Here is a 14947-nt window from a genome sequence, read left to right as displayed (position 1 = left end):
TATAAAAAATCGCCTGTTTCATTTTTCACTGAAACAGGCGATTTTATTTTTAACAATGATTCTTTATTTATCACATGATACACACTCAGCAGCCACTTCTTCTTCATTTTGAGTCTTTGAACCGTACAGATACATATATCTTACACTGATCACTACTCCAATAAAAGTCATCCCTACTCCTACCAGTGATGGATATTTGAATGAGTAGCCATATTCTAAAGGAATTCCGCCAAGAAAAGCTCCCATTGCATTGGCAATATTGAAACCTGCCTGCATAAAAGCAGCGGCCATCATTTCACTTTTCGGGGCAGCTTTCATCATCATAATATTGATAGGTGAAGCAATAGACATGGATAGAGCACCACACATGAATGTGAGAACCAAAGCAATATTTTTATATTCTGCAAGGAAGAAAACACCTCCGAGAGAAATCATCATCAGAAAGATCAGTAGAGCACACGTCTTTTCCGGGCCTAATTTATCTGAAACAATCCCGCCAACCAGGTTTCCAACCACCATTCCTGCTCCGGCAAGGACCATTACATAAGCCATCTGGCTGCTTTTGATTCCGGCAACGACAGTCATTAAAGGGGTGATATAGCTCAACCATGTGAACAATCCTCCAAATCCTATTGCTGTAATGGCCAATACCAACCACGATTGTTTATTTTTAAGGAATTTCAGTTCTTCCATGAAATGGGTATTCTGATTGGATTCCATTGCAGGAAGCCATAGTTTTAAAAATAAAATGGCAAAAAGCCCGATTACAGCTACAATAGCAAAGTACAGCCTCCAGTGGAAGGTGTGTCCGATATAAGTGACCAGAGGTACCATTGCCAGATTGGCGACCGTGAGTCCCGTAAACATCATGGATATATAAAAGGCTTCTTTTCCTTTTCCAGCCATTCTTGATGCGACCACCGTTCCTACTCCGAAGAACGCTCCGTGAGGAAGTCCGGACATAAAACGGATAACCAGCATACTGTTGTACCCGGGAGCAATAGCAGAAAGCCCATTAAATAATGTAAAAAGGATCATGAAAGCCATCAACACTTTTTTGGGTGGAAATTTCACAGAATATCCAATCAGGATGGGCGCTCCGATAACCACTCCCATGGCATAAGCTGAAATCAGGTGTCCCGCTTGCGGAATCGTGATCTGTAGCGTTTTGGCAATGTCCGGCAACAGTCCCATTACCGTAAATTCCGTAGTTCCTATTCCTAAACCACCGATAGCCAGTGGTATTATTCTTTTATCAATCTTCATTATCTAAATCTTTTTTCTGAATTAATTGGTTCAAATTAAAGGTTCATCTAGGCGTCTTTATTTTGAAAGTGCAAAAATCGAAAGAAAGTTTGAATTTCACACCTCTTTGAATGATAAAAATTTGCTCCATATTAACCTTTTTATTTAATTTTAGATTCAGAAACAATCAAATAAGAACAAAATGAAGATCCAGAAAGAAATTATTGAGTTTGAAAAAGGAAAATCGTTTAAACTTTTTTCCCCTTCACTGAAAAATTGCTTTTTCTGGCATTACCATCCGGAAATCGAACTGGTCTATGTAGAAGCAGTGAATGGAATCCGTCATGTTGGAAAAAATATTTCCGGTTTTACAGACAGTGATCTTTTGCTGATTGGTTCCAATGTTCCCCATCTTAATTTTGATTATGGAATTCAGACCGAATGCAAGCAGCTTGTATTGCAGATGCGGGAAAGTTTCCTTCAGGATATCATCCTTCCCGTTCCTGAATTTGAAAATATTAAAAATCTTTTAGAACGTTCATATCTTGGACTTTCATTCTCCGGAGAAACCAAAAATACTGTTGTTGAAAAATTACAGATAATCAAGGATAAAAACTCTTTTGAATCTTTAGTTGGATTAATTGAAATACTGCAAATCCTCGCAGATTCTACCGAAGTAAAAGAACTCAATAAAGATGATACCCGAATTAAATGGTTTTTAAATGATAAAATCAGAATGGGCACCATCTACGATTATATCCATGAAAACTACGACAGAAAACCCAACGTAAACGAAGTAGCGCAGGTTGTCAGTTTGAGTACTCCTGCTTTCTGCCGGTATTTTAAAAAACAGACAAATATGACTTTTACAGATTTTGTCAACAATTACAGGATTAATCAGGCCAAAATATTCCTGCTGAAAGACCAGTCTGTGACAGAGGTCTGTTTTCAGGTAGGTTTTGAAAGTCTTTCTTATTTTAATAAACTGTTCAAGCAGCATACGGGAGAAACGCCTTCTGAGTTTAAGAAAAAGCATTTCAGGCCGATCGAAATCAATGGAAGGATTGGAGTGATTAAGAAGGATACGACTTGTTAAGTAATTTTTAATGAAAGTGGACTAAAGTCGGATGCTATGGATGTTTTTGTGAGTGTCCTACGAACCACCCCGTCAAAAATTCTTTGAATTTTTGCCACCCCTCCAAAGAATGGGAATGATGGCAGCCGTTATTGTAAAGATTGCCACATTCATTAGCTAATTCCTCACAGCTGATACCTGCAACCTACCACCTATCATCTGCTACCTGCCACCTGCCACCTAAGAAAACAAAAAACCGTTCATTGCTGAACGGTCTGTATTTTTAGTGAATATGTTTTTCTGCGTGGTAAGAACTTCTTACGAGTGGAGAACTTTCAACGTGTCTGAAGCCCAGGCTTCTTGCAAAATCCCCGAACTCATCAAATTCTTCAGGCGTGATAAATTTCTTTACCGGAAGATGTTTTTTAGTCGGCTGCAGATATTGCCCAAGGGTGATTACGTCTACATTGGCATTTCTGATATCTTCGATCGTCTGGAAAACCTCATCTTTAGTTTCACCTAATCCAAGCATTACCCCTGTTTTGGTTCTTCTTTGTCCGGCTTCTTTCAGGTATCTTAATACTTCAAGGCTTCTTTCATATTTTGCCTGAATTCTCACTTCTCTGGTCAGACGTTTTACGGTTTCCATATTGTGAGAAATCACTTCAGGAGCTACATCTACTAATCTGTCAAGGTGTTTTGTAAGTCCCTGGAAATCCGGAATCAAAGTTTCCATTGTCGTTCCCGGAGAAATTCTTCTGACAGCATTCACTGTTTCTCCCCAAAGAATAGAACCCATATCTTTCAGATCATCACGGTCTACAGAAGTAAGAACGGCATGTTTGATCTTCATTAATTTGATGGATCTTGCTACTTTTTCAGGTTCGTCCCAGTTTACATCAAGAGGTTTTCCTGTTTTTACCCCACAGAATCCACAGCTTCTCGTACAGATATTTCCTAAAATCATGAAAGTAGCTGTACCTTCACCCCAACATTCTCCCATGTTCGGGCAGCTTCCGCTTTGGCAAATGGTATTTAATTTATATTTATCAACCAAAGTTCTCAGCTCTCTGTAATTCTTTCCGGTAGGAAGTTTTACGCGGATCCATTTTGGTTTTTGAACGGTAGTGTCTTGAACTGAATTTTCCATTTCTAAAATTGAAGTTCAAAGTTAAGGATTTTTTAATGGAAACCATCAACCGGATATATTGATGAAATTGATCATTCAAATTTCATTTGTATATTTATCCGCTCAAAATATTCTTATGAAAAAAATATTCTTCCTTTTATTCGCGGTATGCGGAACATTTTGTCTTGCCCAGAAACAATTTCAACCTGCAGGATCCACCATTATCGAAACAGTAGATGGAGATCTTGATGGAGATAAAATTCCTGAAAAAGTAATTATTTATAACACCAGGGACACCACAGATATGGGAAACATCCGCGAAATCCAGATTCTGAAAAAAGTTGGCGGAGCATGGACAATCCTTGAAAAATCCAGAAATGCTGTTATGGAAAGCAATGGCGGCGGTATGATGGGTGATCCTTACAGAGAAACTAAAATAGAAAAAGGAATTCTGATCATTTCTCAAAATGGCGGAAGCAGCTGGAAATGGGATGTTACAGATAAATACAGATTCCAGAACGGGCATTTTGAACTCATAGGGACCTCTTCCACTTCCGGAAGACCTGGTGATTACTGGAAAGATGTAGATTTTAATCTTTCAACAGGGCAGCTGAACTATTCAAAAGAGGTAGAAAATACAGCTGATTATGGTAAATCTTTAAAAGAAACTTATATCAAAAAAGGGCTGAAAATTAATCTGCAGAACAGAAATCAGGAAAAGCAGCAGAAAATAATTCTTCCAAAAACAAAAGAAGAGGTTTATTTTTAAATAAAGGTCGTGGGATGTAAGTTTGGGCTAAAGCCCATTGTGAATCTTGTTGTTCTGGAGAAGGAAGAATCTTATTGATGAACAAATTTATGAGATTCTTCACTGCATTTCATTTCGTTCAGAATGACAAGTCCGTTTCTATTGAAGAGTATTAATTGAATTTAATGATCATCAAATTCATTATTCTTCAACAGTTCAGCCAGGACTTTTTTGGCCCGCATGACTCTTACTTTGGTGTTGGCAACGGAGATTCCCAGCTCTTCAGCAATTTCTTTGATACTTTTTTCTTCAAAAAACCTCAGCTTGATAATATCCTGGTAATTGGCATCCAGAGATTCTATGGTTTTGATGATTTTCTTTTGTTCTTCTTCAGAAATAAGAAGTTCTTCGGGTGATTTTGCATATTGATTTTTGACCTCATCAAGGTTTTCAACGGCGTCTTCGTTATCACGGTTTTTCTTTCTCCAGAAATCAATAACGGTATTCTGGGCAATGGTCAATATCCAGGTTTTAAACTGAAAATGAGGATCAAACATATCCAGCTTCGACAATACTTTTGAAAAAACATTCACGGTAATTTCATCGGCATCATTTTCATCTCTTACCTTTTTCATGACAAAAGAGAAAACATCCACCCAAAAAATATTAATGAGTTTAGTCTGGGCCTTCTGATCTTTATCTTTGGCCTTCTGGATGAGCAGGAATAGCTGTTCGTCGTTCATTAATAACAAATATAGATTATTTGGGTCGAAATACAAAGTGATAAAAAGGAAAAGTTCTTCTATTTGCCAGGTCAACGTGTAAAAATTTTGTTATATTTTATTTTGTATTTCTGCCTTTCGTCCTTTTGCTTTTTTACCCTTAATACTTCTGAATTTACTATCTTTGCATCTTAAAATTTTAAAGTTAAAAATCAATGAATTCCTTTATAGAAGAACTGAAATGGCGTGGTCTGTTTGCCGATATGATGCCAGGAACCGATGAACAACTGAATAAAGAGGTAACTACTGCATATATTGGTTTTGATCCTACTGCCGATTCTTTACATATCGGAAGTCTTATCCAGATAAAAATTTTAGCACACTTCCAGCTTCATGGCCACAAGCCGATTGCATTGGTGGGAGGTGCAACAGGAATGATCGGAGACCCGTCCGGAAAATCTGCTGAAAGGAATCTTTTGGATGAGGAAACGCTTTTACATTATGTTGACTGTTTAAAAAATCAGCTTTCAAAATTCTTAAACTTTGAAGGAAACGAGCCTAACAAAGCTGAATTGGTGAACAACTACGACTGGATGAAGAATATTTCTTTCCTTGATTTTGCTAAAAATGTAGGTAAAAATATCACGGTCAACTATATGATGGCTAAAGATTCTGTGAAGAAAAGATTCTCAGGAGAATCGGGTGCTGACGGAATGAGTTTTACAGAATTTACGTACCAGCTTATCCAGGGATATGATTTCCTTCACTTATATCAAAATAATAATGTAAAGCTGCAGATGGGAGGTTCAGACCAATGGGGAAATATCACTACAGGTACAGAATTGATCCGTAGAAAAGCTCAGGGTGAAGCATTTGCATTAACAGTTCCTTTGATTACCAAAGCGGACGGTTCCAAATTCGGAAAGTCTGAAAGCGGAGAAAACTACTGGCTGGATAAAAAGAAAACTTCTCCTTACAAGTTCTATCAGTTCTGGCTGAATGCTACTGATGAAGATGCTGAAAGATTCATTAAGTTCTATACTTTCTTAGGAAAAGAAGAAATTGAAGCTTTAATTGAAGAGCACAAAACAGCCCCACACGAAAGAAAGCTTCAGAAGAAACTTGCAGAAGAAGTTACCGTTTGGGTACATGGAAGAGAAGAGTATGAAAAAGCACTGAAAGCTTCTGAAATTCTTTTCGGACGTTCTACAGCTGAAGATCTTGTAAGCCTTGATGAGGAAACATTCCTTGAAGTTTTTGACGGAGTTCCTCAGAAAGAAATTGCAAAAGCTGATGTTTTAGGAGTAAATATTATTGATCTTCTTTCTGAAAAATCAGGATTCTTAAAATCTAAGAGTGAAGCTCAAAGAGAGATTAAGGGAAATTCAATTTCTGTCAACAAGCAAAAAGTAAATGATACTTTTACAGCCAATGAAACAGATCTTATCGATGGTAAGTTCTTATTATTACAAAAAGGTAAGAAAAGCTACTTTATTGTAAGAGCAAACTAGTAGAAAATACATAAAAAAAACCGGCGCTGAGAAGGATCTCAGCGCCGATTTCATTTCCTAAATAAATTTAATATTAAAATGTATAGCTTGTAGTAGCCGACAAATATTGTCCGCTGGAAGTTCCTTCTTTCTTCAGTTCTCCGTCTACCCAGATCTGAACTTTCAATGTTGCAGAAGCATCCGGTCCGACAGCGTTTACTCCAACGGTGGCATTGTATGCTCCCGGTTCTGATGTTACCTCAGGACTGCTCCATGTTGTTCCGCTAAGACTTGTTGCAGTGGTAGGGTTACCGTCTATTCCGTAAACCGCTACATCAATATTACTACCTGAAGAAGCGATTGCTTTAAAGACCAATTTATGACTTTTCCCTGCTCCATTCACATTGTTGTCGTCATCGTCGTTACTGCAAGACGCGGTAAATCCAATAAGCATTGCTGCTATTACCGCGACGAATGCTCCTCTTAACAGCTGATTCATTCTCATTTTTTTCATAATCTTTTTGTTTAAATTTTAGTTACTATATTGAATATTCTATGATTCATGATTTGATTCTTGCAAAGCTATGAGCATCACTTACGTCTATCAATCCTCAAAAACCAGTAATTTTTTCTACCTAAATTCAGGTATTTTTTATGCTAAAATTTTTAATTAAATTGAGCGTTTAAAAAAATATTTTACAGAATTGATCCATAATGAAGAGATTACTTGTCCTGTTAAGTCTGTTTTTATCTTTTGCGTTACAATCCCAGCAAATCATTCCGCTTGATGAAAAGTCTTATATAGACAGCTTACAAAGCGTTACAAATGGTAATTATCCCGATACTTCAAAAGCAACTGCGTCTCTCCTTTTATCCAATTATTACAGGAACAGCGATTCCGTTTTGAGTAAAAAATATCTTTCCAGCGGAAAAAGGCTGGCTCAAAACAATCCTTTTATCCTGGCAAAATATTATTATTACGAAGGACAATATTATCTGGACAGGAATAAGGAGAAAGCTGCTGCTTCCTATCAGCAGTCTATCTGGACTTTATCGAAATTTAAAAATGAAGAATCCGATTTTCTTCAGGCTCTTGCCTGGTACAGCTATGGTGTTTCGCAAAAGGATAAAGAAGGCTATATTCCTTTGGTTAAGACCATGCTTGAAAAGAGTATTCCGCTGGTTGAAAAATATGAAAACAGCAAAAATCTTGGTTTCCTGTATACTCAGCTTGCTGTTATTCTTACGTATAATGCCCAGTTTAAAAAGGCTGAAGGGTACAATGAAAAAGCTCTGAAAATTCTTGAAAAAAATTATCCTAACTCTGCTGAATTATTTTTCACCTATCTCAATTCTGCCAACAATTTCTGCTATCAGGCTAATGGGGATCAGGCTGAAAAGTATTTGAATAAAGCTGAAAAACTCATCAGGACATATCCTGAATCTTCATCCAATGCTTTTTATTATTACAGTAAAACCCTGTTGTATATTACCCGTCAAAAAAATGAAGAAGCGCTTCCTGTAATCGAAAAAGGCATTTTTTATACAAAAAAATACAATCAGAATCTTCTGGCTCAAATGTTTTATTTCAACAAGTATGATATTTTAAAGAAGCTTAAAAGATATAAGGAGGCTAAAACTACTTTGGAGAATGTTTTAGCAGAGAAATCTCTGGCTATTGATCTTAATAACCGGAAAACCTTCTACAAACAGCTTTCTTTGCTCAATGAAGAATTAGGAGATACCAAAGAGGCTCTTGTATGGGAACAGAAATATTCAAAGCTGAATGACAGCCTTAATACAGAGAATGTAAAAATTGAAATCAACAAACTGGAGTCTAAATTCAATACTGCTGAAAAAGAAAGAAAAATAGCAACTTTAAATGCAGAAAAAAACCAAAAGGATCTGGAAGTCAACAAGAAGAATTCCTATTTGTGGGGAATGGGTCTTGTTTTATTACTTGCGTTAAGTCTTCTGATCTTCCTGTTTATTATTTTCAGAAAAAACAAAAAAATAAACGAGCAGAAGCTCAATGAAATAAAGCAAAAAGAAGAATTATCATTAACCAAAGCCATTCTTGATGGTGAAGAAAGGGAAAGAGAACGTATTGCAAGGGATCTTCATGATGGTCTGGGAGGAATGCTTGCCGGAGTAAAGATCAACTTTTCTACCTGGTCTTCCAGTCATTTAAATCCTGAAAAAGATCAGGAATTTTATAAAATATTAGGTCAGCTGGACAGCTCTGTAAGTGAACTCCGTCATGTAGCGAGAAATTTAATGCCTGAATCATTGCTTAATTTCGGTTTGGAAACCGCAATACTCGACCTGTGTGAATTTTACAACAGAAAAAATCTTGAAATTGATTTTCAGGCTATTGATATTGACAAAGCACTCCCTTTAAATATCCAGCTTAATATTTACAGGATTGTACAGGAGTTACTGGCCAATGCTGTAAAACACGCCGAAGCAAGCAGTATTCTGCTTCAATGCTCCCAATCCGGCGAGAATTTTCTGATAACGATTGAAGATAACGGAAAAGGATTTGATAAAAATATAGAAAACACCACCAAAAGTATGGGACTTCGTAACCTGAAAAACAGAGTCAATTACCTGAAAGGAAAAATGGAAATCAATTCTGATGATCAGGGAACAGTAATTAATATAGAACTCAGCATCCATGGAGAATGAAAAAATAAATATTGTCATCGTAGATGATCATCCCATTGTCATTGAAGGTCTAAGAATGATGCTGAAAAGCCAGCCTTTCTTTCATGTAGCAGGAAGTTTTGCATCCGGGGCAGAAACATTAAGTTTCATCCGTTCAGCAATGATAGATATTGTTCTTCTGGACATTACGCTCCCCGATTCCAACGGAACAGAGCTCTGTAGAGAAATAAAAAGAATATCACCCGGCACCTCTGTAATAATGTTCAGTAACCGTTCAGAGCGAAGCATTATTATGCAGTCTATACAAAACGGAGCAAGCGGTTATCTACTCAAAAACACTTCTATTGATGATCTTGTAATAAGTATAAGAGGAGCACTTTCGGGAGATATTGTTTTCTGCAATGAAACCAAACAGATTATCAGTCTTCCTTCTCAGAATAGCGTTCCTGTCCCAAGACTCACAAAAAGGGAAAAACAAATTCTACAGATGGTAGCCCAGGGAAAAACAAGTAATGTAATTGCTGAAGAACTGTTTTTAAGTCCTCTTACCGTAGACACTCATCGTAAGAACCTGCTGCAGAAATTTCATGCAAAGAATTCAACAGAATTGATCAGCTTAGCTGTACAGCAACATATGATTGAAGAATAAAAAAAACCGCTTTGAAAGCGGTTTTTTTATATATTGTTAAAGTAATTTAAGGTTCTAAGAAGCTATAATCAATTGAAGCAACCAATACCCCTTTACCTTTCTTCTTCACTGTTCTTGCTATCTCACCATCAATGTAAAGATTGATTGTCAATTCAGAATTATCATCCGGCATTGACGCGTTAGCATCAAGATTGAGCTGTGCCTGGCTAGAATTCACGAAGAATTCTCCACTTGTCCATGGTGAAGTTACAGGAGACTGCGGAGTATTGTATATGGTATTCTGAGTTGTACCTACTTGTGTTACAACACTTATGATCTCCCCTCCGGCAGTTGTCTTCACTTCGAATTGAACCACATGATCCTGAAATTCTTCATCATCATCTTTTTTACAAGAATTAACAACGGTGATTACAGAAAATAATAAAACGAATAAAAAAGAAAGTCTAAGTAAACTTTTTGAATTGTAAAATTGCTTCATTTCTCCAAATAGATTTTTTAATGTTTCAAATATAAGTTTTTTATTAATATAAAAATAACTTTTATGAAAATTTTCCAATAAAGATTTCCAAATAATATCAAATCAATAAAAATAAAAACCCAATTAAAAATTCAAAAATATACTCCAGATATTTAATCATTACACATAAACCAACATGCAGCAGAAGTTCATTGTATGAATAATAAAAATCAAAATTCTGTAGGTAATTTAATTATCTTTGCTCTATGAATTTAGATTATCTAGTAAGAGAGCCGGAAAATATTACTTCGCAAACTCCTATTCTTTTTATGCTTCATGGCTATGGCAGCAATGAGCAGGATCTTTTCAGTTTTAGAGAAACTCTTCCCAATGACTGGATCATTGTCAGTTTCAGAGCTCCACGTGATACCCAGTTTGAAGGATATTCATGGTATGATATCAATTTTAATGATCCGGAAAATTTCATTGATGTTCCTCAGGCAAAGGAATCGTTGAATGCTGCTCTTGAAAGTATGCTGAAGATTATCAACCACTATGGGCTTACGGAAAGCAAGGCTCATCTTTGCGGCTTCAGCCAGGGTGGTATATTATGTTATGCTTTGGCTTTAAAACATCCTGAACTTTTCAATCGTGTTGCCTGTATGAGCAGTTATCCTGAAGATAAAATTCTGGACGGTATTGTAAAAGATAAAAAGAAACTGGAGGGCCTTCGTTTCTTCATTTCTCACGGCACAGATGATGCTGTAATCCCGCTGGAATGGGGAAGAAAAGGGGCTGATCTTCTTTATGATCTTAGCTGTTACTTCACATTCAGAGAATATATGAGCGGACATGGTGTTAATCAGAAGAATTATATGGATCTGATGGATTTCTTTTCCAAATAGACAGAATCCAATTTGAAATAAATTCAACAAAACACAATGATTTATTGTAGTTTACATAAACATTCCAGCTTTTGGAATGTTTTTTTTATTATCATATAGATAAATTCACTAAATTCAGTAAATGAAATTTAAACTGCTTTTAATGGGATTATTTGTGAGCATTTTTATAAATGCCCAGAATTCTTTTGAGTTGGTTAATACTAAAAAAGCAGTGATTCCTTTTCAGTTTATCAACAATCTAATCTTTATTCCCATCAATGTAAATGGTGCGGAGCTTACTTTTTTATTGGATACAGGAGTTTCAGAAACGATCCTTTTCAGTCTGGAAAATAAGGAAGTCATGCTAAGCAATGTTGAGAAAGTAAAATTTTCAGGTCTTGGAGGCAGTATCAGTATTGATGGCTTGAAATCTGAGCGGAATATAGGTAAAATTGGAAATGAAATTATCAATACCTCGATGTCTCTTTATATTATTATCGATGAAGAATTTAATATTTCGCCCCACGTGGGAATTCCTGTGAACGGAGTTATCGGATATCATTTTTTCAAAGACCACCCGATTTATATAGATTATAGTTCTAAAAAAATAACCGTGTATGAAAACGAGGATGGTCTGCAAAAGAAAATCAAAAGATTTGAAGAGTTCCCTATCACTATTGAGAAGGATAAACCCTATCTCTATGGTGATGTAGAAATGACAAATGAAAAAAAGGACTCAAAACTGTTGATTGATCTCGGAAACAGCGATGCCATCTGGCTCTTTCCCACTCTTATTAAAAATTTTGTTTATAACAGACCTAATATTGATGATTTCCTTGGCCGTGGCTTCAATGGCGATATCTATGGAAAAAGAAGCCGTATTCATAATTTCTACCTTGGAAAATTCAAGTTTGAAAAACCACTTACTGCTATGCCGGATGAATTCTCCATACAGCACGTTAATATGGTGGAAAACAGAAAAGGTTCCATAGGCGGGGAAATTATGCGTAGATTTACTGTAGTCTTTGATTACACCAATAAAAAACTTTATCTGAAGAAAAACAGATACTTTGATGATCCTTTTCATTTTAATATGAGCGGGCTTGATTTCAAGCAGGACGGACTTGAGTGGCAGGAAGACAGACTAAAAATTGAAACCCAGAAATCGGCGATGGTAACAACGGAGGTTTATAGAGATGCTTTTCAGTATAAATTTAGTTTAAAACCGATATTTTCCATTGCCGGTGTAAGAAAAGATTCTCCCGCTTATGAAGCCGGTCTGCAAAAGGATGACAAAGTTCTTACCATTAACGGAGCGCAGACTTCAGACATGACTCTGGAAAAAATAGTGGAGCTCATGAAGTCCAATGAAGGCAGAAATATTACCATGGTCATTCTAAGAAAAAACCAAAAACTTACATTACGTTTCGCTTTGGAAGACCCTATTCCCTATCAAGAATAACAATATGAATACTGAAGAGAGCACCTTAGACAGAATAAGAACCAGACCCAGATTTAAAATGTTTACTCATCTTACCAAAGAAGAGTATGCTGAAAACCTGAAAAAATATATGGAAGAGCATACAGATGAGTTTTCAGGTAACATTAATAAAGAAGTAGCTACCATCTGGGTGAAAACAGAATACGACAACTACTGGAAACCCTGTCTTGCCTTAAGGGTTGAGATGGAAGATGAACATACAGCAATACGCGGGGTATTTGGTCCGAGTTCTGCAGTGTGGACTTTCTTCATGTTCTTATACTTTTCCTTTTCTATTCTGTGGATGACTTTCTTCACGATGTATTATGTGGAAAAGCAAATAAAAAGCGCCGAATACCCGTGGGCACTGAGCGCTTCTTTTATCATGTTATTCTTTATTCTTCTTACCTATATTGCCGCCAGATTCGGGCAGCATAAAGGAAAAAAAGAAATGCTTAAATTGAGAAGATTTGCAGAAGAATCTACTTTACAATTTGAAAAGAAAATTAATTAGATAGAGATTCTACAGGCTTTTCATTCTGAATAGGTGCAGCTGCTGCTTTTGCTGCTTTGATAGAATCTACCACTTTTTCTCTGTTGTTTTGTTCTTTGAGCATTTTCGGAACATCCGGTTCTAAAAGCCTGGTTAATTCTTCAACAGAAATATTGTTGGCATTAGGATCATCCAGAAGATTTCTCCATGGTTTTCTTCCTCCCCATTTATAATCTCCAAATACCATTACTGCAGTACCTCTGGCTTTGGTGGTTGCACCACCGGGATTCAGAATCCAGGTGTCTGCATAGGAATACAGCCATTGGGCATCTTTTCTCAGCAGTCGTAAACAAGAGTGCGAAGCAGGATATCCAGGAAGTGTATATTCATGCCATCCAATTCCTCCAATATTGTGAATATTAAAATTGTATGGAAGTTTCCATTCGGTGCTCACGGTGGAAATAGCAAGTTTCTTTTTCCAGTTGGCAAAAGTAAGTCCTCTGGTGGTCTGGGCTGCTTTTTTACCCATACTTGTTGGTCCCCATTTCACAAGGCTTCCATTAGAGTATACAGCAAAAGCTTGTATAGGATATGAGAAAATAACGAACTTTTTTACTCCGCTTAATACATCCAGCTGCATTGGAAACGGCGAATATGCCATCAAGGTTGTATCTATTTTCGCAGGAACTACCAATGTATCGGCATTCCATTTACTTTTAGAATCTAATCTGTTTAAGGCTAAAATAGCTGTTCTTTCCTCTACAGTATATTTCTTGCTGAATTCTGCATAAAAGGAATCACGCATTTTTTTATCCTTAGGAAGAACAAAAGCATTATAAAAACCATTCTCCTGCATAACAGGCGGAACGGATTCTTTTTTCACTACAGGAACAGAATCTTTCTTTATAGAATCCTTTTCTACCTCCTGAACTTCAGAAGAAGAAACAGTATCTTTAAAAGTATCGCTTATTTTATCTATTTCCTTTTTACATGAAACAAGTAAAAAAGCGCATAAGCAGGCATAAAAAAAGGATTTTTTCACAGATATGTTTTTCATAAATAAATCGGCCATTTAGTTGGGCTACCCAGTACAAATATCAGACCTAAATTTGAATCCTAAAAGACATTCGTGAAAATACCGTAAAAAAACGGGGGCTTTATCACTGTAAATGAGGAGTTATTATTAAAGACTGGAAAAAAAACATAGATTCCAAGGATATTTCCAAACATTGTCATACACGTTATTCGCTACCCTGTTCTCTTGTAGAAATCTATTCTAAAGTCCCGTTTTTCCCCAATCGGTAAACATCCTGATGCCATCTTGCTCCACCTCTGCATCCTGTTATTAAAAGTTTCTTATCTTTTTCTACAGTGACATCACACAGACATGAACATCCTGAGCGGGAAAAATCCGGTTCTTTAAGCTTTTCAAAACATTTGTTTTGTGGATGATACAGATAAATTTCAAACATCCTGTACACTCCCATTCCATCATCAGGAACAGAAAATGCTATATCATCATAACCGTCAAAATAAATAAGCAGATATTGCAGAGAATAGATTCGTACAATGAAATCATTAAGCTAATTGGGGTAAAATAAATAAAATAAAAAAAGTCTTCTATTTCTAGAAGACTTTTTCGCGATCCGGACGGGACTCGAACCCGCGACCTCCGCCGTGACAGGGCGGCATTCTAACCAGCTGAACTACCGGATCAATTAAGGTAGCATTTGCTTTTAACTGGTGCAAATATATACCTTTTTTTAGCTTTTCCAAAGAAACGTGTTCCTTTTATTTCAAAGATTTTGTTAAGGCACAGATTGTCAAATACAAAAAAAATAAGATTTTCTACTTTAAAAACTTTTTAAGAGATTATCCTTCAAAATTCACGTAATTTTTTCTTCTACA

At 36.4% G+C, this 14947-nt stretch carries 15 protein-coding genes and 1 tRNA gene; 8 read left to right on the top strand and 8 right to left on the bottom strand.

Annotated elements, in window-relative coordinates:
* Nucleotides 1-63: 63 nt before the first annotated feature.
* Nucleotides 64-1266, bottom strand: a complete 1203-nt coding sequence (locus DDF69_RS14790) for an MFS transporter (RefSeq protein WP_114821443.1) — start codon at nt 1264-1266, stop codon at nt 64-66.
* A 181-nt stretch (nt 1267-1447) separates the two neighbouring features.
* Between DDF69_RS14790 and DDF69_RS14785 the strand changes: the two genes are divergently transcribed.
* Nucleotides 1448-2341 (top strand): AraC family transcriptional regulator, encoded by an 894-nt coding sequence (locus DDF69_RS14785; protein WP_114821442.1) that lies wholly within the window; start codon nt 1448-1450, stop codon nt 2339-2341.
* 262 nt (nt 2342-2603) lie between these two features.
* On the opposite strand, the gene lipA is transcribed toward DDF69_RS14785, so the two are convergent.
* Entirely contained in the window at nt 2604-3470 is an 867-nt protein-coding gene (gene lipA / locus DDF69_RS14780; RefSeq protein ID WP_034692098.1) for a lipoyl synthase, read from the bottom strand.
* Nucleotides 3471-3585: 115 nt separating this feature from the next.
* Between lipA and DDF69_RS14775 the strand changes: the two genes are divergently transcribed.
* The gene (locus DDF69_RS14775) at nt 3586-4218 is read left to right on the top strand and encodes a hypothetical protein (RefSeq protein ID WP_228412006.1); all 633 of its coding nucleotides are present in this window, start codon (nt 3586-3588) and stop codon (nt 4216-4218) included.
* A 161-nt stretch (nt 4219-4379) separates the two neighbouring features.
* Here the strand turns inward: DDF69_RS14775 and DDF69_RS14770 are convergent, their stop codons facing one another.
* On the bottom strand, nt 4380-4940 hold the full coding sequence (locus DDF69_RS14770) for an RNA polymerase sigma factor (protein ID WP_034692096.1): 561 nt from the start codon (nt 4938-4940) through the stop codon (nt 4380-4382).
* Nucleotides 4941-5134: 194 nt separating this feature from the next.
* Between DDF69_RS14770 and tyrS the strand changes: the two genes are divergently transcribed.
* Nucleotides 5135-6430 (top strand): tyrosine--tRNA ligase, encoded by a 1296-nt coding sequence (gene tyrS, locus DDF69_RS14765; protein WP_114821440.1) that lies wholly within the window; start codon nt 5135-5137, stop codon nt 6428-6430.
* A gap of 73 nt (nt 6431-6503) precedes the next feature.
* On the opposite strand, the gene DDF69_RS14760 is transcribed toward tyrS, so the two are convergent.
* Entirely contained in the window at nt 6504-6923 is a 420-nt protein-coding gene (locus tag DDF69_RS14760) for a hypothetical protein (protein WP_114821439.1), read from the bottom strand.
* 200 nt (nt 6924-7123) lie between these two features.
* Here DDF69_RS14760 and DDF69_RS14755 point away from each other — a divergent pair, with 200 nt between their 5' ends.
* Nucleotides 7124-9097 (top strand): tetratricopeptide repeat-containing sensor histidine kinase, encoded by a 1974-nt coding sequence (locus tag DDF69_RS14755; RefSeq protein WP_114821438.1) that lies wholly within the window; start codon nt 7124-7126, stop codon nt 9095-9097.
* Nucleotides 9087-9725, top strand: a complete 639-nt coding sequence (locus DDF69_RS14750) for a DNA-binding response regulator (RefSeq protein WP_114821437.1) — start codon at nt 9087-9089, stop codon at nt 9723-9725. The genes DDF69_RS14755 and DDF69_RS14750 overlap by 11 nt, the downstream gene beginning before the upstream one ends.
* A gap of 46 nt (nt 9726-9771) precedes the next feature.
* On the opposite strand, the gene DDF69_RS14745 is transcribed toward DDF69_RS14750, so the two are convergent.
* Entirely contained in the window at nt 9772-10203 is a 432-nt protein-coding gene (locus tag DDF69_RS14745) for a hypothetical protein (RefSeq protein WP_228412005.1), read from the bottom strand.
* A 245-nt stretch (nt 10204-10448) separates the two neighbouring features.
* Here DDF69_RS14745 and DDF69_RS14740 point away from each other — a divergent pair, with 245 nt between their 5' ends.
* From DDF69_RS14740 to DDF69_RS14730, 3 genes are all read left to right on the top strand, one after another.
* On the top strand, nt 10449-11087 hold the full coding sequence (locus tag DDF69_RS14740; RefSeq protein ID WP_114821435.1) for an alpha/beta hydrolase: 639 nt from the start codon (nt 10449-10451) through the stop codon (nt 11085-11087).
* A gap of 121 nt (nt 11088-11208) precedes the next feature.
* Nucleotides 11209-12528: a PDZ domain-containing protein gene (locus DDF69_RS14735; RefSeq protein ID WP_114821434.1), complete on the top strand. Its 1320-nt coding sequence runs from the start codon at nt 11209-11211 to the stop codon at nt 12526-12528.
* Between the two features lie 4 nt (nt 12529-12532).
* A complete protein-coding gene (locus tag DDF69_RS14730) occupies nt 12533-13060 on the top strand; it encodes a hypothetical protein (RefSeq protein ID WP_114821433.1) in 528 nt (175 codons plus the stop codon).
* Here DDF69_RS14730 and DDF69_RS14725 read toward each other — a convergent pair.
* From DDF69_RS14725 to DDF69_RS14715, 3 genes are all read right to left on the bottom strand, one after another.
* On the bottom strand, nt 13053-14081 hold the full coding sequence (locus DDF69_RS14725) for a L,D-transpeptidase (RefSeq protein WP_114821494.1): 1029 nt from the start codon (nt 14079-14081) through the stop codon (nt 13053-13055). The genes DDF69_RS14730 and DDF69_RS14725 overlap by 8 nt on opposite strands.
* 229 nt (nt 14082-14310) lie before the next feature.
* Nucleotides 14311-14577 (bottom strand): XAC2610-related protein, encoded by a 267-nt coding sequence (locus DDF69_RS14720; RefSeq protein WP_410494293.1) that lies wholly within the window; start codon nt 14575-14577, stop codon nt 14311-14313.
* 104 nt (nt 14578-14681) lie between these two features.
* Nucleotides 14682-14755: transfer RNA gene (locus DDF69_RS14715), tRNA-Asp, on the bottom strand.
* Nucleotides 14756-14947: the final 192 nt, after the last annotated feature.

The sequence above is a fragment of the Chryseobacterium sp. KLBC 52 genome (assembly GCF_003347605.1).
Taxonomy (GTDB): Bacteria; Bacteroidota; Bacteroidia; order Flavobacteriales; family Weeksellaceae; genus Chryseobacterium.
The sequence above is the reverse complement of the archived record's forward strand: the minus strand, read 5'-3'. Positions and strand labels throughout refer to the sequence as shown.